Origin of the sequence: Brachybacterium avium, assembly GCF_002216795.1 — a bacterium.
In the GTDB taxonomy this organism is placed as follows: domain Bacteria; phylum Actinomycetota; class Actinomycetes; order Actinomycetales; family Dermabacteraceae; genus Brachybacterium; species Brachybacterium avium.
This window is the reverse complement of record NZ_CP022317.1, coordinates 1-16,882: the sequence shown is the minus strand read 5'-3', so window position 1 is coordinate 16,882 and position 16,882 is coordinate 1. Positions and strand designations below refer to the sequence as shown.

The 16,882-nt window shown below is 68.6% G+C and carries 19 protein-coding genes; 11 read left to right on the top strand and 8 right to left on the bottom strand.

The features are described 5' to 3' along the window. Window positions 1-36 precede the first annotated feature (36 nt). A complete protein-coding gene (locus tag CFK39_RS15560) occupies window positions 37-735 on the top strand; it encodes an SOS response-associated peptidase (protein ID WP_089066494.1) in 699 nt (232 codons plus the stop codon). Between the two features lie 212 nt (window positions 736-947). On the opposite strand, the gene CFK39_RS15555 is transcribed toward CFK39_RS15560, so the two are convergent. Together CFK39_RS15555 and CFK39_RS15550 are read right to left on the bottom strand one after the other, a co-directional pair. Further along, entirely contained in the window at window positions 948-1,742 is a 795-nt protein-coding gene (locus CFK39_RS15555) for a hypothetical protein (RefSeq protein ID WP_089066493.1), read from the bottom strand. Between the two features lie 9 nt (window positions 1,743-1,751). Further along, window positions 1,752-2,165, bottom strand: a complete 414-nt coding sequence (locus CFK39_RS15550; RefSeq protein WP_245823032.1) for a hypothetical protein — start codon at window positions 2,163-2,165, stop codon at window positions 1,752-1,754. 227 nt (window positions 2,166-2,392) lie between these two features. Between CFK39_RS15550 and CFK39_RS15545 the strand changes: the two genes are divergently transcribed. Together CFK39_RS15545 and CFK39_RS15540 are read left to right on the top strand one after the other, a co-directional pair. Then, complete coding sequence (locus CFK39_RS15545; RefSeq protein WP_089066492.1) at window positions 2,393-3,262, top strand: hypothetical protein; 870 nt, start codon at window positions 2,393-2,395, stop codon at window positions 3,260-3,262. After that, the gene (locus CFK39_RS15540) at window positions 3,259-3,447 is read left to right on the top strand and encodes a hypothetical protein (protein WP_089066491.1); all 189 of its coding nucleotides are present in this window, start codon (window positions 3,259-3,261) and stop codon (window positions 3,445-3,447) included. Before CFK39_RS15545 ends, CFK39_RS15540 begins: the two co-directional genes overlap by 4 nt. 59 nt (window positions 3,448-3,506) lie before the next feature. On the opposite strand, the gene CFK39_RS15535 is transcribed toward CFK39_RS15540, so the two are convergent. Then, the gene (locus tag CFK39_RS15535; RefSeq protein WP_089066490.1) at window positions 3,507-3,719 is read right to left on the bottom strand and encodes a hypothetical protein; all 213 of its coding nucleotides are present in this window, start codon (window positions 3,717-3,719) and stop codon (window positions 3,507-3,509) included. 154 nt (window positions 3,720-3,873) lie between these two features. Here CFK39_RS15535 and CFK39_RS15530 point away from each other — a divergent pair, with 154 nt between their 5' ends. The 4 genes from CFK39_RS15530 to CFK39_RS15515 all read left to right on the top strand — a co-directional run bounded on the left by CFK39_RS15530 (window position 3,874) and on the right by CFK39_RS15515 (window position 5,783). Next, entirely contained in the window at window positions 3,874-4,191 is a 318-nt protein-coding gene (locus CFK39_RS15530; protein WP_089066489.1) for a histone-like nucleoid-structuring protein Lsr2, read from the top strand. 165 nt (window positions 4,192-4,356) lie between these two features. After that, window positions 4,357-4,827 carry a prepilin peptidase gene (locus CFK39_RS15525; protein WP_089066488.1) on the top strand — a complete coding sequence of 157 codons (471 nt, stop codon included), beginning with the start codon at window positions 4,357-4,359 and terminating at the stop codon, window positions 4,825-4,827. 152 nt (window positions 4,828-4,979) lie between these two features. Next, window positions 4,980-5,183, top strand: coding sequence for a hypothetical protein (locus CFK39_RS15520; RefSeq protein ID WP_089066487.1), 204 nt, complete (start codon window positions 4,980-4,982; stop codon window positions 5,181-5,183). 105 nt (window positions 5,184-5,288) lie between these two features. Beyond that, window positions 5,289-5,783 carry a hypothetical protein gene (locus CFK39_RS15515; protein ID WP_089066486.1) on the top strand — a complete coding sequence of 165 codons (495 nt, stop codon included), beginning with the start codon at window positions 5,289-5,291 and terminating at the stop codon, window positions 5,781-5,783. A 355-nt stretch (window positions 5,784-6,138) separates the two neighbouring features. Here CFK39_RS15515 and CFK39_RS15510 read toward each other — a convergent pair whose 3' ends face one another. Next, window positions 6,139-6,837, bottom strand: coding sequence for a hypothetical protein (locus CFK39_RS15510; RefSeq protein WP_089066485.1), 699 nt, complete (start codon window positions 6,835-6,837; stop codon window positions 6,139-6,141). A gap of 332 nt (window positions 6,838-7,169) precedes the next feature. Beyond that, entirely contained in the window at window positions 7,170-7,475 is a 306-nt protein-coding gene (locus CFK39_RS15505; RefSeq protein WP_245823031.1) for a hypothetical protein, read from the bottom strand. A gap of 607 nt (window positions 7,476-8,082) precedes the next feature. On the opposite strand from CFK39_RS15505, the gene CFK39_RS15500 reads away from it, so the two are divergent. The 4 genes from CFK39_RS15500 (at window position 8,083) to CFK39_RS15485 (ending at window position 14,540) form a co-directional block, all read left to right on the top strand. Further along, complete coding sequence (locus tag CFK39_RS15500) at window positions 8,083-8,271, top strand: type II toxin-antitoxin system HicB family antitoxin (RefSeq protein ID WP_172805714.1); 189 nt, start codon at window positions 8,083-8,085, stop codon at window positions 8,269-8,271. A gap of 229 nt (window positions 8,272-8,500) precedes the next feature. Next, window positions 8,501-13,585, top strand: a complete 5,085-nt coding sequence (locus tag CFK39_RS15495; RefSeq protein WP_157697273.1) for a hypothetical protein — start codon at window positions 8,501-8,503, stop codon at window positions 13,583-13,585. Window positions 13,586-13,591: 6 nt separating this feature from the next. Next, window positions 13,592-14,140, top strand: coding sequence for a helix-turn-helix domain-containing protein (locus CFK39_RS15490; protein WP_089066482.1), 549 nt, complete (start codon window positions 13,592-13,594; stop codon window positions 14,138-14,140). 31 nt (window positions 14,141-14,171) lie between these two features. Next, window positions 14,172-14,540, top strand: coding sequence for a hypothetical protein (locus CFK39_RS15485; protein WP_089066481.1), 369 nt, complete (start codon window positions 14,172-14,174; stop codon window positions 14,538-14,540). 22 nt (window positions 14,541-14,562) lie between these two features. Here CFK39_RS15485 and CFK39_RS15480 read toward each other — a convergent pair whose 3' ends face one another. Genes CFK39_RS15480 through CFK39_RS15470 form a run of 3 tightly spaced genes read right to left on the bottom strand, consistent with a single transcriptional unit; the run spans window position 14,563 to window position 16,764 of the window. Continuing rightward, window positions 14,563-14,997, bottom strand: coding sequence for a hypothetical protein (locus CFK39_RS15480; protein WP_172805713.1), 435 nt, complete (start codon window positions 14,995-14,997; stop codon window positions 14,563-14,565). Window positions 14,998-15,047: 50 nt separating this feature from the next. Continuing rightward, the gene (locus tag CFK39_RS15475; RefSeq protein WP_089066479.1) at window positions 15,048-15,905 is read right to left on the bottom strand and encodes a J domain-containing protein; all 858 of its coding nucleotides are present in this window, start codon (window positions 15,903-15,905) and stop codon (window positions 15,048-15,050) included. 10 nt (window positions 15,906-15,915) lie between these two features. Continuing rightward, window positions 15,916-16,764, bottom strand: a complete 849-nt coding sequence (locus CFK39_RS15470) for a hypothetical protein (protein ID WP_089066478.1) — start codon at window positions 16,762-16,764, stop codon at window positions 15,916-15,918. Between the last annotated feature and the right edge of the window lie 118 nt (window positions 16,765-16,882).

Below are 16,882 nucleotides of genomic sequence, written 5' to 3'. Positions count from 1 at the left end.
GCGCCGATCGACCGGAGAATAATTCTCAACCGAACGATGCCCTCCCCCGGCAACGGGGACGGGCTACTGCGCTCGTACGTCGCCACGAGCGACGACCGGGCGGCCCAGTGGGAGCCGACCTACAGCATCGCGCCGCGCACGAAGGCTCCCGTGGTGCGCGAGTTCGTCGACGAGGACGGAGCGAAGCACCGCACCCTCGAGCTCGCCCGTTGGGGCCTGCACCCGTCCTGGGCGAAGGACAAGGGCCCTCGGCCGATCAACGCGCGCCTGGAGACCGTGAGCAGCAACGGGATGTTCCGCGGCGCGTTCTCGAGCGCCCGAGCCGTGATCCCGATGACCGGCTACTACGAATGGGTCGAGGCTGCCGACGGCGGCAAGGATCCGTTCTTCATCCATCACCCTGACGGGGAGCTGCTGCACGCCGCCGGTCTCACGGCCGCCAGGAAGGACGAGGGCGACGCGTGGGACGTGTCCTTCACGGTGATCACGCGCGAGGCGCGGGATGCCGGCGGGGAGGTCCACGACCGGATGCCGACCTTCCTGACCGAGGACGCGGTCGAAGAGTGGCTCTCCCCCGGGAAGCTCGAGGCCGACCAGAAAGCGCCGTTGCTCGCGCAGCTCGAGGACGTCTCGTCCACGATCGCGGGGCAGCTCGTCACCCGCCCCGTAGATCGGCAGGTCAACAGCGTCCGCAGCCTGGACCGCTCCGACCCCTCCCTGATCGCACCGATCTGACCTCGAGCACAACTGATCGAACAGAGCAGAAACCATGGCCACACCCGAAGAGTTCTCCGGTCTGCACAGGGTGCTGACCGGCGAAGAGGCAAAGGCGATGGGGAAGGAGATCGCCCGCGCGGCCGGCCGACCGGAGGCCCAGAGCGCCGGCCCCCGACCCGGCCACATACAGCCGAGCGACGAGCCCTCCCGTGGCCCTCACCGCGGTAAGCTCAGCGGCTCTTGATCTTGCAGTAGGCCTGCACGGCGGTCAGATCAGCGTCGTCCTCGCGGATCTCCTCCCGGTGCGTCCTGGTCGCCGGCTCGGCAAGTCCGCTGTCAACGTTGCGCATCCAGTAGGCCCAGCAGATCCCGGTGCCCTGTGCGGGGTGCCCGTGCTTGGACAGGAACCTGATCCCCAACGGCAGGGTGCCGTCGTCGAGCGTGACCTCGTCGCGCAGCGCCGTGGCGATCGCGGTCGTCAGGACTCGATCGTCGCCGGTGAGGTGCGCGAGCGTCAGAGGCTCCTCCAGGAGCCCCTCGGACGTGGGCCACGCATGGGGCAGGAGATCCTCGAGGGCGGCGATCGTCTCGGTGGCCGTGATGTCGATCCACCAGCCGGCGGGGAAGGTGAGCGTGTAGAGCTTCCTGCCCTCGCGGAAGGCGCGCGGCAGCCAGCTGGCCTTCATGGCGCCGGCCTCGTCCCATTCGGCGACGATCTCGCTCCAGAGCGCATCGAGGTCCTGCCCCATGACGTCGGCGATCGGCTGGAGCGCGCGGCGCTCGGCGTTGACGTCGGTGCGGTAGGGGGCCAGCAGCTCCATGTAGGCCGTGACCCGGTCGGCGCACGCGTAGATCGTCCGGCCCGGGGTGTCGTACCGGCTCCAGGCCTGAGGGGTCTCCCCCGGTGGGCGAGGGACCGGGTTGAGGGGGCCGTAGGACTCGCGCGCGATGCGCAACGCGGAGTCCGGGCCCGCCACGAGGGCGAGCCCGGACCGCGAGCAGATCCGCTGATCGAGTGAGGTCATCGCCGCGGGTCAGCCGCTGAACGAGTCGTCGACCAGGGCCTGAGCGGCGGTGGCGACCTCCGGGAGGCGTCCTTCGCGGATCGCGTTCACCGGGGTGTCGTACCCCAGCCAGGGGTTCGCTCCGATGAACCACACCCGGGCGGTGTGCTCACCTTCGGCTTCGGAGACCTTCTGCCACTGCTCGTAGGCGAAGTAGAGACGCTTGACGGTCTCCGGGCGCGGGTTGGGGCCGGTGGACTTCGCCCACTTGTGCGAGGACTTCGTGTCCGAGGAGCCGGCGAGAGCCGAGACCAGCGTCCCTCCGAGCGAGGCGTTCAGACGCCGGGTGACCTCACGGACGTCGAGGGCGATCGCACGCCGGTAGGCCGGGTTCTGGGTCGTTCGAGCATCGGCCGAGGTGGCGGAGGATGTCGTGGGAACCATGGGTGCCTCCCTTCCGAAGGTGTCACCTCATCATACCGTTTATTTCCTCGGCATAGCTACCGCTATGCCACCGTTTTTACACCCGTGCATCCATCTGGTGTGACAGCCCGGGCCGCCGCGCGCGACAAGTTGGTGCTGTGCGGTCACACGGCCCCCGGGAACCCGCGGTAGAGGGATGTGGGTGCCGTCGAGACGCCCACGTCCACCGTGACCCGAACGGAGATCCAATGTGCCAACGAAAAGACGAGGGAGGGCGCTGCTACTACCACCAGCGTCAGCGCGTCGACGCGCTCGAGCAGCGGCTTGCCGAAAGCTCCCCCGACACCGCCGAGCGTGAAGAGATCTCCTCGAGCCTGGAGACGGCCAGAGCTGATCTGATCCAGACCCGCACCGGGCTCCAGGAGCACATCACCGAGCGGACCGCCGCAGGCGGCTCCTACGACGCCGAGCAGCTGACCGCGAACATCAACCGCTACGTCGCCGATTCCCCCACCGGGAAGCCGCTCACGCTGCCCGGAGGATCGTTCCGCGTCGTGCGCGCACACACCTCGCATGGGCACACCGTTCTCGAGGTCACCGGGCCGACATCCGCACGGTCCTACAGCAGTGGGCTCGCGGAGCGGTACACCCAGGACGCCGCGGGGAAGCAGGTCACCAGGGCCACCCCCACCGAACTCCAACGCGACTTCCACACGATGCTCGTGCTGGCGGACGGCCGCGCCGGCGCGGCCGTCCGCCACAGTGGCGAGATCTCGGCGGTGTACTCCGACGGCAGCAGCCGCGGCGCGACGCGTGCCCTGCTGCCCATCGCAGCAGAGCGCGGCGGAACACACCTCGAGTGCTTCGACACGTTCCTGCCGAAGATCTACGCCCGAAGCGGCTTCGTCAAGGTCGCCTCGATCCCCTTCAACCGAGAATTCGCGCCCGACGGCTGGGACTATTCGGCCATGAGCAGGGTCGCCCCACCTCGCGGAGAGCCCGATATCACCTTCATGGTGACGCAGGACCAATATGAGAAACTCGGCCGCCCCGAACCGAGATCGTTCCAGGACTACGATGAAGCCGACGAGTACACCAGAACAGGACACACGTCATGAGCGCTGCTGACCAGACCGCCACCTACCCCGACTTCGTGACCGACGCCGACCGGCACGCCTGGGATGAGCTCACCCCTGAGCGGAAGCAGCAGTATCTCGATGCCGTGGACTACGTCCGCGCCGAGTACCCCGATGAGGAACTGTCCGTGGCCCTCATCGGCACGGTCCTCTCCTTCGGCGGCTGACCCCGCCTCTCGACTGTCCGGGCCCCGCGGTTCCCCCTGACCGCGGGGCCCGGCGCTGTCTACTTCGCTCCGTCGCGCACTGCCGCCGCACGCAGCACCTTGAACGCCTCGTCGAGCGTGCTCGCCCCCGTCATCTCCAGCAGCTCGGCGGCGCCGGCAGGGCCCTCGTCCGAGGCACTCTGGATCCGCGCCCCTGGTGGCACGGGAATCTCCCCACGATCGGCCCGCTGCGCAAGGGCCGCCAGCCGTTCGTCATCCTCGTGCTCGTCCATCGCATGTCTCCTCGATGCTGGTGGTCCTTGAACGCTACTCGTGCGGATCGGGAATTCGCCAAGCATTTGCACAGTCCCCGCCACGCAGAACCCCTCATCACGCGTTCGCCGTTCTGTAAGCTGAACGCAATATCTACCCAGGAGGACACGCAGCATGGCCCGCAAAGCTCGCATCGTCCTGACCGACGACCTCGATGGTTCCGCAGCCACCTCGACGGTCGACTTCGCCCTCGACGGCGTCACCTACGAGATCGATCTCAACGACGAGAACGCGCAGAAGCTCCGCGACGAGTTCGCGGCATGGGTGGGGCATGCACGGCGCGTCGGGGGCCGCGCTCGACGCGGCACCTCCCGCGGGCGCAGCGACGAGACGAAGCGGATCCGCGAGTGGGCGCAGGCCAACGGGTACGAGATCGCCGACCGCGGCCGCGTCTCCGCAGAGATCCGCGAGGCCTACGCCGCCGCCCGCTGAGCCCGTCCCTCACGCGCTGATCGGTGTCGGTCGGCCCCGAGGACCAGGAAGAGTTTCCCCAGCGGTCACACGAGCCCACCTCCGCCGCGGTAACAGGGTGACCATCCACCGGACGAAGGACACGACGATGCCCCGCTTCCGCAGCCTCGAGGAGGGGTAGCCCCGATGTACCTCCTCACGCCCGAGCTCTGGCCGGCCTTCGCCCTCTTTCTCCTGCTCGCGCTGCCGATGGTCGTCACCGATGCACGCGAGTCGCGGCTGCCGCTGCCGCTGAATCTCGGCCTGCTCGGCGCCGGCGCCGTCGCACTCCCGATCACCGCGGCCTGGGTCGGCTTCGATCATCTGCTCTGGGCGGCCGTCTCCTGCGGGATCGCCACCGTCTTGATGCTGGTGCTGTTCGTCATCTCGCGCGGCGGCCTCGGCTTTGGCGACGTCATCCTCGTCGCTGCCCTCGCCCTCTACAGCGGCTTCGTCTCCCCGCTGCTGATGCTCGCTGGCATCTGGCTGGGCTGCATCGGCACTCTGGGATGGATCCTCGTTCGGCGTCGACGAGGCATCCGCGGACACATCCCCTTCGGTCCCGGCCTGATCCTGGGAACCCTGCTCGTCCTCGTGGTTCCTGTGGCCACTGCCTGACCTACGAACCTACGAGGTTACGAACCTACGAGGGTCGCGAACGCCGCCCAGGCAGCCCCTCTGACCAGTCCTTTTACAGGACCACCTCTAACTGTTGTCATCGGGAACAGTTGATGTTACGCTGTTCCCGTTGACAACAATATAGAGAGGAGGTGATCCCGATCGACAAGGATCTGAAGAAGCTCCGCAAGACCCTGCTGGCACAGGGAGCGCGGATCGACGAGAAGAAGTCCGGATGGATGATCTACCCGCCCGACAAGGAACGGGACCCAGTGATGATCCACCTGACGAACTCCGACTGGCGCTCGATCAAGAACGCCAGGGCGATGCTCCGACGGAGCGGCTTCGACGTCTAGACGACGAGGGGGTCGGGCGGCCACCCGACCCCCTCACCCTAGCCGCGGATCCCCACGCTCACCAGCACCTCCTCCACCCGCACCACCAACACGAAGGAGAACACCATGCCCACCACCTGGCATGCCCGCCTCGACTGGGCGAGCACCGCCACCACCACGACCGACGCCCTCGAATCTCTCCTGGACGAGCTCGCCGACCACTCCCCCGCCGGATCCGTCAGCCCCGACGGACTCCACGGGTCGGTCATGCTCTTCCTGGAGTCGGCCCAGCTGGAGGATGCCATCGCCGACGCGATCGCCATCGTTCGGGCTGCGCTCCAGCGCAGCGTTCCCACAGCTGACGTCGTTGGCGTGGACGTGCGTGATGGCGATGCCCTGGACCGCGAGCTCGAGCAGCCCGTGTTCCCGGGGGTTGTCGGCTACGCCGAGATCGCTGAGATCGCGGGCGTCTCGCGGCAGCGCGCCCGGGCGTTCACGAAGATCGACGGCTTCCCGGCCCCGGTCATCGTCACCGCCCAGGGGCCCCTGATGGCCAGAGCAGCCGTCGAGCGGTGGCTCGAGACCCGCAACACCCGCCCGGGCCGGCCCACCACCTCCTGAGGCCCCACGAGCCCGAACCGGACGCCCGCCGACGACTCGCCGAGGACACGCTCCGTGGCCTCGCAAGCCTTCTCGGCCGTCGGGCGGCCCCGGTACCGTCAATGCGCTCCGGAGGCGGACCCGGGGCAGGAAGGAGCAGGCGACGGGCGAGGCAGCGGGCATCATCGTGGCCGTGATCGCGCTGGTCACCGCGGGTATCAACCTGGTGACGGCGCTCATCCGGGCGAAGTGCGAGGTCGGCGCACGCACGCACCGCACGGCCGCAGGTCGGCATCGGCGAGGGTGACCCAGAGGGCCGCTCACCGCGCAGCAGCGCGGGGAGCGGCCCTCCTGGCATGCAGGAGAGGTTCTACCCTCACCGCCGCCGGGAGGTGGCTCGCCGGGACTCCAGATCGATGATCCCCGGCACCTCTCCCTGTCGCGCCCTCTGGATGCGAGCAGCACGCTCATCCTCAAGGCGCACCAGGCGCCGGCGCAGCCGGCCATAGGACCATCCCAGCCCGTCCGCCATCCGCGTGCGCGGACATCCCTCGTCCGCAAGCTCTAGGAGCAGCTGATCGCGCAGGCCCTCGCACGTGTGCCGCGCACCGGCGAGGGACTCCCACAGGCCCCAGACCTCCTCGCCGCGAACCAGCGGATTGGGCGGGCACGCGTCCACGACCTCGCTCGCCCGTCGGGCAGCGTCGCTTTCCTCTCGCACCGGCTGCCCCTCCCGCGCGAGTCGGCGGATCCACTCGGTGGAATCGCGCAGCGCCTCGGCCGTCGCCTCGAGACCACCCTCACGCGCCGCTTCGAGCACCTCGCGCGCATGGACGTCCCACACCACCTGCTGTGACGCCTTGATCTGCTCCCCGGTGCGGGCGAGCCAGGTCAGGTCGGCAACCGTGCCGACTTCGTCGACGCCGCCGTGCTCGTAGTAGAGCTGGGAGCTGTAGCCAGCGGTTGCCGGGAACCGACGTCCAGAGGGGGCGTGAGCATCTCTCCACTGGTCGAGCTCGCCGCGCCATCGAGCGAACCTCGGCGAGGGCTCACGTGGCCACGGTCCAGAAGTCATCTCCCCATGATGCCGACCTGCACATTTGCGCCCATCACGGCACGCCGCAGACTCGTGACCAACGAACCTCGTAGTCTCGTAGTCTCGTAGTCTCGTAGCCGCGCAGCCGCGCAGCCCGCACAGCCCGCGCAGCCCGCGCAGCCCGCGCAGCCCGCGACATCAGCGACCTACCCAATCTCGCACTCTCGTAGGTTCGTACCCTCGTCACCTCGTAGGTTCGGCAAACCGCGAATCCGTCGGTTCGGAACCCTGCCCCTTCGTGACCCAGGAACCTCGTAAGCTCGGAACCTCGTAAGCTCGTATGTTCGCAACCTCGTAGTACGAGAGCATTCTCAGTCGTGAATCTGCCGCCACAGCGGCTCGAGCGCTGCGGTGTCGCCCCGGAAGGTCTGAGCGACGTCCTCCGTGGGGAGCCAGCACATCTGCGTGGACCACGGGTTGCTCGAGTCGTTCTGCCAGACGACGAGAACCTGAGTGGCCGTCCATCGGTTCGCCCGCGCCGGCCGCCACATCTCGATGCCGTCATCGAGCAAGAGCCGCACGAGGACCGGGATGTTGCCCATCGGGCGCGCCCCCGGCGTCCCCACCGAGGGGAGCCGGTTGGTCACCGTCAGCTCGGGCGGCCTTCGATCGCTCACCCGCTCACCTTCCCACGACAGCCCGACACGCCAGAGCGCGCCGAATCTCGACGGGGGAGCGGGGCAAGAGAGGACCTCCTGTGCGTCCACCCAACTCGGCCCGAACATCTGCGGGCCCTCCCGAATCCGCGACCGTGACCCCTCGAATCTGGGTGTGCGTCCCCCTGGATTTCCCCGAGGGAGGAACGGGGGAGGGCGTGTCTTTTGCGGTGCTCGCACCCTGCGCGCACCCCCTGCTCGCACCCTGCTCGCACCCCTAGGTGCGAGCACTTTTCGTGTCTCGACCTGCGTGTTTGATCTGGCTCGCACCGCTCGCACCCTTTCAGGCCCAAGCGGTCGTATGCGTGTGCGCTACGCGCTCGCGCGCGCGAGGGATCGCAAGGTTACGAGGTTACGAGTCTGCTCGGATGTGTCACAGCAGGGGTCCTCGATCGCGGTAAATGGGCATGACGTTCAGCAGCCATCCTCTGAGGATCACCGACACGCCGAAGACGAATCATGTTCATGTTCGGAGTTACACGGCTGTAGTTTGTTCCCGACCGGTCCCGTTGCTGGATGAGGAGATGCCATGCCCCAGCCATACCGAGGGAATCGCACCCACGTCTCGATGCGCGTCCCCGACCGCATCATCGACAAGGTCGATCGCGCAGCAGCCCGAGAAGGCCTCACGCGATCGGAGTACATCACCCGCTTCCTCGCGCTCCAGCACGGCGAGCCGGTCCCTTCGTACATCCAGGCTGCCAGCGACAGCCACCAGCCGCGCCTCCCTGATCAGGAGGCGCGAATGTCTGCATGACATGCAGGAAGCCCCCCACCTGGCAGTGAGGGGCTTCCGAAGCTTGAGTCCTCCGATGCTTGCCGGCGTGAGAGGACCGATGACCTTCCAGCACAGTTTCTGTGCCAAAACTCGTTCTTGAGGATACTCGATGACCCTGTCTATGCAAGGACCTGCGGCTGAGGACACGCCGCAGCCCCAGGCATCACTGCACCGTGTGAGGGACGCGCTGGCACAGCGCGGTGACCCGATGAAGGGCACCACCAGCGACTTCAAGGCTCGCTGCCCGATCCACGACGACAACGAGGCATCTCTGCACGTCAGCTACGTGCCCGGCGACGACGGGCGCGTGCTGCTGCGGTGCTTCGGCTGTCAGGGCGAGGTGCGCGACATCGCTGCCGCGCTCGGCCTCGAGGTGACGGACCTGTTTGATCGGCCGCTCCCGCCGCGCGAGGAGCGTGTCGGGCGGTCGACGACACGACGCCGTACGGGCAAGCGCTGGGGGAAGATCGGCCCCCTGCCCGCACCGATCGCCGCTCCCGAGCGCGAGCCCGAGGAGCAGCTCGACTGGCAGGTCACCGCGACCTACGACTACGCCCGCCCCGACGGCGAGGTGATCCAGCAGGTCATCCGGAAGGAAGCCACCAACGCCGCGGGGGAGCGGCGCAAGACCTTCACGCAGACGTACTTCACCGCCAAGGGCCAGGTCTCGAAGAAGCCGCAGGGGTTCGAGCCCACCTGGTACCGCTGCCCTGAGCTGGTCGACGCCCTGGCCGATGACGAGACGGTCTGGATTCTCGAGGGGGAGAAGGACGTCCACACCGCCGAGGAGCGCCTCGACGTCATCGCGGCCACGAACGCCGGCGGTGCCGGCTCGCTCTCCGATGCCATGCTCGACATGCTCGAGGGCGGAACCGTCCGCGTCGTCGTCGACCGTGACGGCGCCGGCTACAAGCGCGGCGCGCAGCTGCTCGAGGCTCTCGAGGGTCGCGCTGACGTGCGCGTGTTCCTGCCCCGCACCCTCGAGGCGAAGACCGACCTGACCGACCACGTCGACGACGGCGGAACCCTCGAGGACCTGATCGAGACCTCCCTGGCCGAGCTGCACACCTGGGCTGCCGCATCCCAGCTCGAGGGGGCTCTCTCCCGCATCGAGGAGGCTAACCGCGAGGCCCGGGCCCATCTCGATGCCGCCGAGGCACGGGCCGAGTCGGCCCCCAAGGCGGCCGAGACCCACCGCAAGCGCGCGACGCGCTGGACGATCGAGTCCGAGGTCCGCCTCGAGAAGCTCACCGAGACGACCACGACCGTCGAGCGCTACGCCACGGTCGCCAAGACGGACTGGGCCGAGGAGGCCGTGCGCCTGGCCCACTCCACCCGTGAGCGGGGCATCCGCCTCGCCCGCACCCTTCACGAGCACATCGGTCGCGACATCCCGCCGGCACTCCAGCTCCCGGCGGAGACCCCCAAGCCGGTCACGGAGGCCCCTGCCCCCGCGCCGGTGCCCGAGGTTGGCCCGGCCCCGGAGCTGGCCCAGGACGCCGGTGCGGACCCCGCACCGCGACAGCTCGACGTGGAGATCTCCGCCCCGAAGTACGTGCTGATCAACGGGCAGATCTGCAAGGAGGAGTGGAAGCCCGCCAGGGGCGGTGAGGGCGAGTACGTCCGCAACCTCAAGCGCATCCTGGACCTCGACGCACGCATCATCGCCCGCGACGCGAACGAGGTCCTCGACGACGCGGACTTCGTCGACCAGATCCGCGTCAACGACGTCACCGCGGCTGCCGCTGACGGGATCCAGGAGACCCGCACGGGCACCGGTGACCTCAAGCAGTACCTGCTCGCTTACACCCACCCCCTGTCCGGCGAGCAGATCATCACCAAGGTCGACGCCGACGACTTCACCTCGAGCAAGTGGCTCGAGCGACTCGACTTCGCCGTGGACTACGCCGCCACGACCAACGGCCGCGCCGAGGTCGCCCGAGCGATCACCCAGGTCAGCGTCGGCTACAAGGCCCGCACCATGTACCGCGGGGTCGGCTGGCGACGCCGCAAAGCCGCCGACGGATCCGCCGACTGGGGCTACGTCCACGCCGGAGGGATCATCACCCGCGAAGGCAACGAGCACGCCCCCGTCGCCCTCGACGCCCCGCTGAACCGCATCCAGCTGCCGCCGCCGAGCACCAACACCGAGGAGCTGCGCACCGCGTTCTCCACGGTCATCGAGCCAATGCTCGAGACCTGCCCGCGACGCGTGATCCTGCCGCTGCTGGGCTTCATGATGCGCTCGGCCATCGGCCACAACCCGATGATCACCGTGCTCGTCGGCGTCCCCGGCACCCTCAAGAGCTCGCTGGCGTCCTGGGCGATGAGCTTCTTCGGCGAAACCTGGGAGCGCAACAAGCCCTGCATGAGCCTCGCCGGCACCGGCGACACCTCCAACGCCGCCCGCATCGGGATGTCCCGCGCAAAGGACTGCGTCTGGTGGGCAGATGACGCCGCCCCCGACCGCGGCATCGCCTACGCGCAGCGCGCCTTGAAGGAAAACGCGCGCATGATCGCCGAGCGCATCGGCCGCTCCCGCGCGACCCGCGACGGCAACGACGTCAACCCCGGCGTCCGCCCCAACGCCTCGGGCCTGTTCACCTCCGAGTTCGCCCCGGAGGCGGGCAGCGGCCAGCAGCGCACCTTCCCCCTCCCGCTGCGCGCCGGCGACATCTCCGTGGACCTCATGAAGCAGCAGTCCAAGGCCGATCCGCGATTCCAGCGGACGCTCCTGATGAGCAGCTTCATCCACTGGCTCGCCAAGAACGACCCCCAGCTCGTGCGCGAGCAGGCCAACCTCGACGCCGACGAGGAGCTCCACCGCCTGCGCCAGCACTACCTCACCCGCGGTGTCGCCGACGAACGCCCCGGCGCCGCCATCACGCAGATGTGGGTCGGCTTCAAGATCTTCCTGGAGTTCCTCCGCGACGTCGGCGTGCTCGACGACGACAGCGCACAGGACTGGATGACCTCCCTGAACGAGAGCCTCTTCGAGGCATGGCAGGCCACCGTCGACCCCGACATCCCCACCTCCACCGGCGGCCGCGTCCGCGAGATGCTCCAGTACGCCCTGCACTCCGGCATCGCCTACCTCAGCCACGTCCAGGACGGCGCCGCGCCCTCCTTCCCCCTGGCTGCTCGCCTGGGCTGGAAGCGCCAGGGAGGCATGAACTCCGAGCGTGTCGAGGCCCGCGGTATCCCGCTGGGCTGGATCAACCCCGACAGCGAGAACGGCACCGAGATCTACCTCGAGCCCCGGGCCCTGCCTCACGTCCTCGCGCAGGCTCGCACCGCCATGGACGTTCAGATCGAGCTCGACGAAGCCACCGCCAAGCGCGCCCTGTACGACGAGGGGATCCTCGTCACCGATGCCGCGCAGCCCGGCAAGGCTCCGAAGATGACCAAGACCCGCAACCTGCCCTGCATCGGAGCCAGGACCCGCGTGCTCGTCATACCCTTCGGACAGCTCTTCCCCGATGATGACGAGGGCGGCGACCCCCGCCTGTTCGGCAAGCGCGCCCCCACGGGCCCCACGCCCCTGACGCGCCGCAGCACCACCCCCGCCAGCCCCTCGCCGGCTCCCGCGCAGCAGCAGCCCGCAGCGACCGCCCCGGCCGCCACCGCGCAGGCACAGGGCGCGGTGGCGCTGGCCCCTCAGCGCGACGCGCAGCCGGCCACCCAGCCCCCGGCTCCTGCCCAGGTCCCGGCTGAGCAGCCGCAGACCCAGGAACGTCCCTTCCATGTCGTCCGCACCCAGGAGGCCTCCAGCACCCTGATCGGGCCAGCTGCCGTGCTCGACGTCGACACGATCTACACCCCCGACGGGAAACGCCACGCCTGGCCCGAGCTCACGCACGTCGGACAGCTCGCCGAGCTCCTCCCCGCCCTCGGCATCGGGCACTCCAAGGGCGACCTGCGCGAGGTCGGCCAGCTGTGGATCACCCACGCCGCGGCCCTCAAGCTCGGCCTGCCCGTCGACCAGCTCGGCGACGACCCCTCCGAGGTCCGCTCCAAGCTCTCCCAGCTCACCACCGGCCACGAGCTGATCACCCGCGCCGAGCGCCACGGCTACCGCGTCGGCGGCAAGGGCACCTCGCTGAGCAACTGGACCCGCATCTTCCGCAGCGACCAGGACGCCCCGATCGCGATGCTCGTCATCATGAGCGCGCTGCCCGAGGACTACCCGATGATCGGCGGCAACCCGACCCCCCAGGAGCTCGTCGAGCGGATCCGCGACGCCGCCACGGCCGTCGGGATCCCGCTGTACATGCACCCGGGCCAGACCGGTATCGACCTCGCGATCAAGCTGCGCCGCAAGGGCATGGATGTGACCACCTCGACCGGCCAGCGCGAGCACCGCCGCGTCAAGGAGCTCTTCGCCCCCTACGCCCCGGTCCCGCCCGCCGAGGCCTCGAACACCGAACGCGACCTCGACTGGTCCCGCATCCCCGACGAGCAGGAGCGCCAGCTGCCCTACCTGCACGCCTACGACCGCGGCGGCTCCTACATGGCCGGCGCCGCGTCCCTCGAGCTCAGCATCGGCGAGCCGGTCCACCACCCCGACGGCCGGCCCTTCGACAAGCGCCTGCCCGGGTACTGGCTGATCGACGTCCCCGAGAACGGCGACTGGAGGCTCCCCAACCCCCTCGCCCCGGGCGGCACCAAGGCCCCCGATCACCCGATCTGGGTCACCACCCCCACCCTCGAGCTCGCCCAGGCCCAGGGCTACGGCCCCGAGATCCACGAGGCCTACACCTGGCCCGAGCACGGCCGCGTCCTCCAGCCGTTCTACGAGCAGATCAAGAACGGCCGCACCGCCCTGCTCCAGAGGCTCGACCGACTCGCACACCCCGCCGACGAGGCCGACATCATCGACCTCACCACCACCGAGCACGCCCTCGACGCCCTCAAGGCGGTCTACACCCGCATGATCGGCATGATGGGCTCCGCGTCGTGGATGCAGGGCAAGCAGGGCTTCGCCCCCGAGCGCCGGCACCACATCATCGCCAAGTCCAGGGCGAACATCCTGCGCACCGTCGAGAAGAACGGCCTCGACAGCGGCATCTGGCCGATCGCGATCGGCACCGACACGATCTGCTACCTCTCGGCAAACCCCGACCCGATCGCCTCCTGGCCCGGCGACCCCTCCAAGCTCGGCCGCGGCTTCGGCCAGTACAAGCACGAGGGATCAGCCCAGCTCGCCGACCACCTCGAGTTCCTCACCGGACGCGACTGGCACGGCAAGGCGAGCCTGATCGACCCCGCCGACTGGGACCCCACGAAGGAGTGACCGAGCATGCCTAACCTGTCCATCTTCCAGGGCCTCACCGGCCGCCAGGGCTCACCCACCGGCGGCAGCGTCCGCGACATGATCATCGGCGCGTTCGGCACCACCAAGCGCGGCGGCCCGAACACAAGGGCCGCCGCCGAGTCCCTCGGGGTCTCCCAGCGCAGCGTCCAGCGCTGGATCGCGGGGGAGGACCGCAAGCAGCGCAACGCCCCCCGCAGCGATCACCTGTCCAACCTGCGCGTCAAGGCCCGCCAGGCCGTGAGCACGAAGAAGGGCCGCAAGGCCTCCCTGGACCAGTCCCGTCAGCGGTTCGCCGGCCGCAAGAGCACCAAGCTCACCACCCACGGCCTCCAGGGCCCCGAAGGCGGAGGGAAGGGCTACTCGCGCGTCCGCACCGTCAGCATCGAGCTCTCCGGCGGCGACGTCGACGCGATGTTCGACGCCTACGAGCGAGGCGGCGACAGCGCCGTCACCGACTGGCTCCAGCAGCACCACTCCGCGAACTACGTGCCCGGCTGGACGTTCGAGAACATCGACCACATCAAGCTCGACTGAGCACCCCCATCCAGCCCCTAGGATCGAGAACATGATCAAGCTTCTCCATACGGACAACCCCGACGGCGGCTCTGTCCCTGTCGTCGTAGACAGCGATCACGGCGGCTTGCGGATCTCCCGCTTCGAGCTCTCGCGGGGCGTCGTCGAGGGGGCGTCAGGAGCATTCGAGGCCGAGGCCTTCTTCGACACCTCGACCGTCAGCCTCGAGGACGCAGTGGAGTTCGACATCTACGTCTGGGTCAACGTCCTCACCGAGAACTGGAACGCGCGGATGATGGACTACAAGACCATCCGCCAGCTCGAGGATCTCGAGCCCTCCTGGGACTTCGCGACGCCTTCCGTAGGAGACGGCCCAGTGCATGCAGTCCACGTGAAGACGTCTGTTCAGCCGATCCTGTAGCCGCTGAGGAAGAGCACTCCGATCAGCTCCGCAGCAGGAACGACAGCAGCCGGCGATCGACCGTGGTTGCTTGTTCCTCGTCCTCACTGAACCACGTCCCGAGCTCTTCGATGAGCTCATTGGCCGTCACCAGGCGCACCGAGCCGTCGGTCCTGTCGTTGAGCAGCTCGAGGTCCTCCGTGATCGATTTCGGGTGCACCACGATGTATCCACGGACCTCAGCCCTGAGGCGGCGACCGCCGAGGCTGGCCCGGTACCGCTCCACCGCCGTCGGCATGTGAGCCGGGAAGTAGCTCCACCCCTCATCACCCCCGACGCGGATCGCGTCGTGTCCCGCGACCATGGCGTAGGTGGCCGGCTTCCACGCCTTCGAGTCGATCAGGGCCACGCGCCGGCCACAGAGCACCGCGTGATCGACATCAGCGGTCTCGGAGCCGGGGAACGCGAGCCCGTTCACCAGCCTCACCCCGGGGATGGATCCCAGGAAGTAGCCGATCTCCGCGGCCGTCAGCCGTTCCCCTCGACCCCGTCCATCGTGCGGTCCAGGCCGAAGACCTCCTGCGCATGCGAGAGGGTCTCCCCGGGTTCTCCCCAGTAGAACCCCTCCGGGATGTCCTTTCGCGGTACCCGCAGGCGTTCTCGCACCGCGAGCTCGTACACCGCCCACCAGACGCCCCCGATGAGGACGAGGATGCCTACCAGGCCGAGCACCGGGGCATGCCAGCTCGAGGGCCCGATCGAGCTGTAGAAGACGCTCACAGCCGCGAGGACCACCGTGGTCAGCGCAAGAATGGCGGTCAGTCTCCGGGGGAACCTGCGGGTCATCCAGATTCGCAGCGCGCCCAGGAGACCGACCAGCACCGGCAACAGCGTGACCGTCACCAGTTGCGTGAGCACGATCGTGCCCGCAGCCGCGCCGGCGCCGATGAGGGCCCAGTGCCATCGGCGTAGCCCCGCCCCGGTGATCCTCACGCTCGAGCGCTCCACGCCGTCGAACTGATCGATCCAGGGCATCCGGCCCAGATCGTGCCCTTCACGCGGCAGAGGGCCGCTGTAGAGCTCCTCAGGCACCTGTTCTCCGGGTACCCACCCGCGAGGCGGAGGATCCGCCGGGGGAGGCGCGGGTTCAGCAGCCGGCGCCGCGTACCCGCCGCTCATGGTGCGGTCGTACTCCGCCCGTCGAGCGGGATCGGACAGCACCTCGTGCGCGTGTTGGATCAGGAGGAACAACCCGTTCATCTCGGCGCCCGCAACGTCTGGGTGCGTCTTCCGAGCTCGCTTGCGGTAGGCGGCCTTGATCTCGCTCGCAGAGGCGTCCGGGGAGACCCCGAGGATCTCGTACAAGGTCGGTCCGGTGGTAGCCATGACCTGATCCTCACTCCCTCCCCGGTCCGCGGGGATCCTTCCGCCGGATCTCGTCATGCAGGACCTCGAGCGGACGCAGCTTCGCTCCGCTGATCCAGCGCTCGGAGCCTCCAGACATCCCGGCCAGTCGCACCCTCCACGGAGAGACCTCACGCAACACGGCCGCCTTCACCAGCTGGGCCTCGAACCTGCTGTTCACGACCACCGAGCGCACGTTCTGGGAACCAGCCTCGGCGTGATCCCGCCGAGTCCCCACCCTCGTCAGACGGACCACAGAGGTCCCATTGACCTGGTCCTCGACCCACACGCGATGAGGTGACATCCAGTCCTGCTCCCGCCAGGCCGTCAACGGCGCCCTGCGCGCTCGTAACCGCTCCAGTGCCTTCCGAGCGTTGTCCTCCTGGAACAGCTCACGCTCACGATCCGCAGGGGTCGGCGAGATCTCCCGCAGCAGCTCCTCGAGCCTTCGGGCCGGGATCGCCGCCGGAGACCCCTTCCAGGACCCGCTCCGCGTCAACCAGCGCCTCACCGTCGACGGGTGCACCTTGAGCGCCGCCGCCAGGTCCTTCTTCGTGCGTGCAGGCGTTCCTCTGCGCTGGGACACCAGGCGCAGCAGGACCTCGACTCGAGCAGGAGTCCATACGGGCCGGCTCCCCTGGGAACCTCCGATACTCGCGCGGCCGGCGGTATCCGCTCCCCTCACCGTCTCCCAGGCGGCCAGACGGTCCTCCGTTAGCCCCCAGCTCCGGCCCACCTGAGTCACGGGCGGGAACGCCGGATCCTGGCTCCGCCACCACCGGACCGTCTCGGGTTTCACCTCGAGCCGATCTGCGATCTCCTGCACGGAGTAGACCTTCATGACACGCCTCAGTTTCCGCCTAACAATTACCAATCATTCTATCGAGACCCGCCCCCCAAACGCTACCGAACTAACGAGATTACGAACATACGAGATAACGAGGTTACGAGACTACGAG

Excerpts from the sequence above, each read along its gene's own strand:
- CFK39_RS15560 (WP_089066494.1), top strand. The coding sequence starts at position 37 with ATGCCCTCCCCCGGCAACGGGGACGGGCTACTGCGCTCGTACGTCGCC.
- CFK39_RS15555 (WP_089066493.1), bottom strand. The coding sequence starts at position 1,742 with ATGACCTCACTCGATCAGCGGATCTGCTCGCGGTCCGGGCTCGCCCTC.
- CFK39_RS15550 (WP_245823032.1), bottom strand. The coding sequence starts at position 2,165 with ATGGTTCCCACGACATCCTCCGCCACCTCGGCCGATGCTCGAACGACC.
- CFK39_RS15545 (WP_089066492.1), top strand. The coding sequence starts at position 2,393 with ATGTGCCAACGAAAAGACGAGGGAGGGCGCTGCTACTACCACCAGCGT.
- CFK39_RS15540 (WP_089066491.1), top strand. The coding sequence starts at position 3,259 with ATGAGCGCTGCTGACCAGACCGCCACCTACCCCGACTTCGTGACCGAC.
- CFK39_RS15535 (WP_089066490.1), bottom strand. The coding sequence starts at position 3,719 with ATGGACGAGCACGAGGATGACGAACGGCTGGCGGCCCTTGCGCAGCGG.
- CFK39_RS15530 (WP_089066489.1), top strand. The coding sequence starts at position 3,874 with ATGGCCCGCAAAGCTCGCATCGTCCTGACCGACGACCTCGATGGTTCC.
- CFK39_RS15525 (WP_089066488.1), top strand. The coding sequence starts at position 4,357 with ATGTACCTCCTCACGCCCGAGCTCTGGCCGGCCTTCGCCCTCTTTCTC.
- CFK39_RS15515 (WP_089066486.1), top strand. The coding sequence starts at position 5,289 with ATGCCCACCACCTGGCATGCCCGCCTCGACTGGGCGAGCACCGCCACC.
- CFK39_RS15510 (WP_089066485.1), bottom strand. The coding sequence starts at position 6,837 with ATGACTTCTGGACCGTGGCCACGTGAGCCCTCGCCGAGGTTCGCTCGA.
- CFK39_RS15500 (WP_172805714.1), top strand. The coding sequence starts at position 8,083 with ATGCGCGTCCCCGACCGCATCATCGACAAGGTCGATCGCGCAGCAGCC.
- CFK39_RS15495 (WP_157697273.1), top strand. The coding sequence starts at position 8,501 with ATGAAGGGCACCACCAGCGACTTCAAGGCTCGCTGCCCGATCCACGAC.
- CFK39_RS15490 (WP_089066482.1), top strand. The coding sequence starts at position 13,592 with ATGCCTAACCTGTCCATCTTCCAGGGCCTCACCGGCCGCCAGGGCTCA.
- CFK39_RS15485 (WP_089066481.1), top strand. The coding sequence starts at position 14,172 with ATGATCAAGCTTCTCCATACGGACAACCCCGACGGCGGCTCTGTCCCT.
- CFK39_RS15475 (WP_089066479.1), bottom strand. The coding sequence starts at position 15,905 with ATGGCTACCACCGGACCGACCTTGTACGAGATCCTCGGGGTCTCCCCG.
- CFK39_RS15470 (WP_089066478.1), bottom strand. The coding sequence starts at position 16,764 with ATGAAGGTCTACTCCGTGCAGGAGATCGCAGATCGGCTCGAGGTGAAA.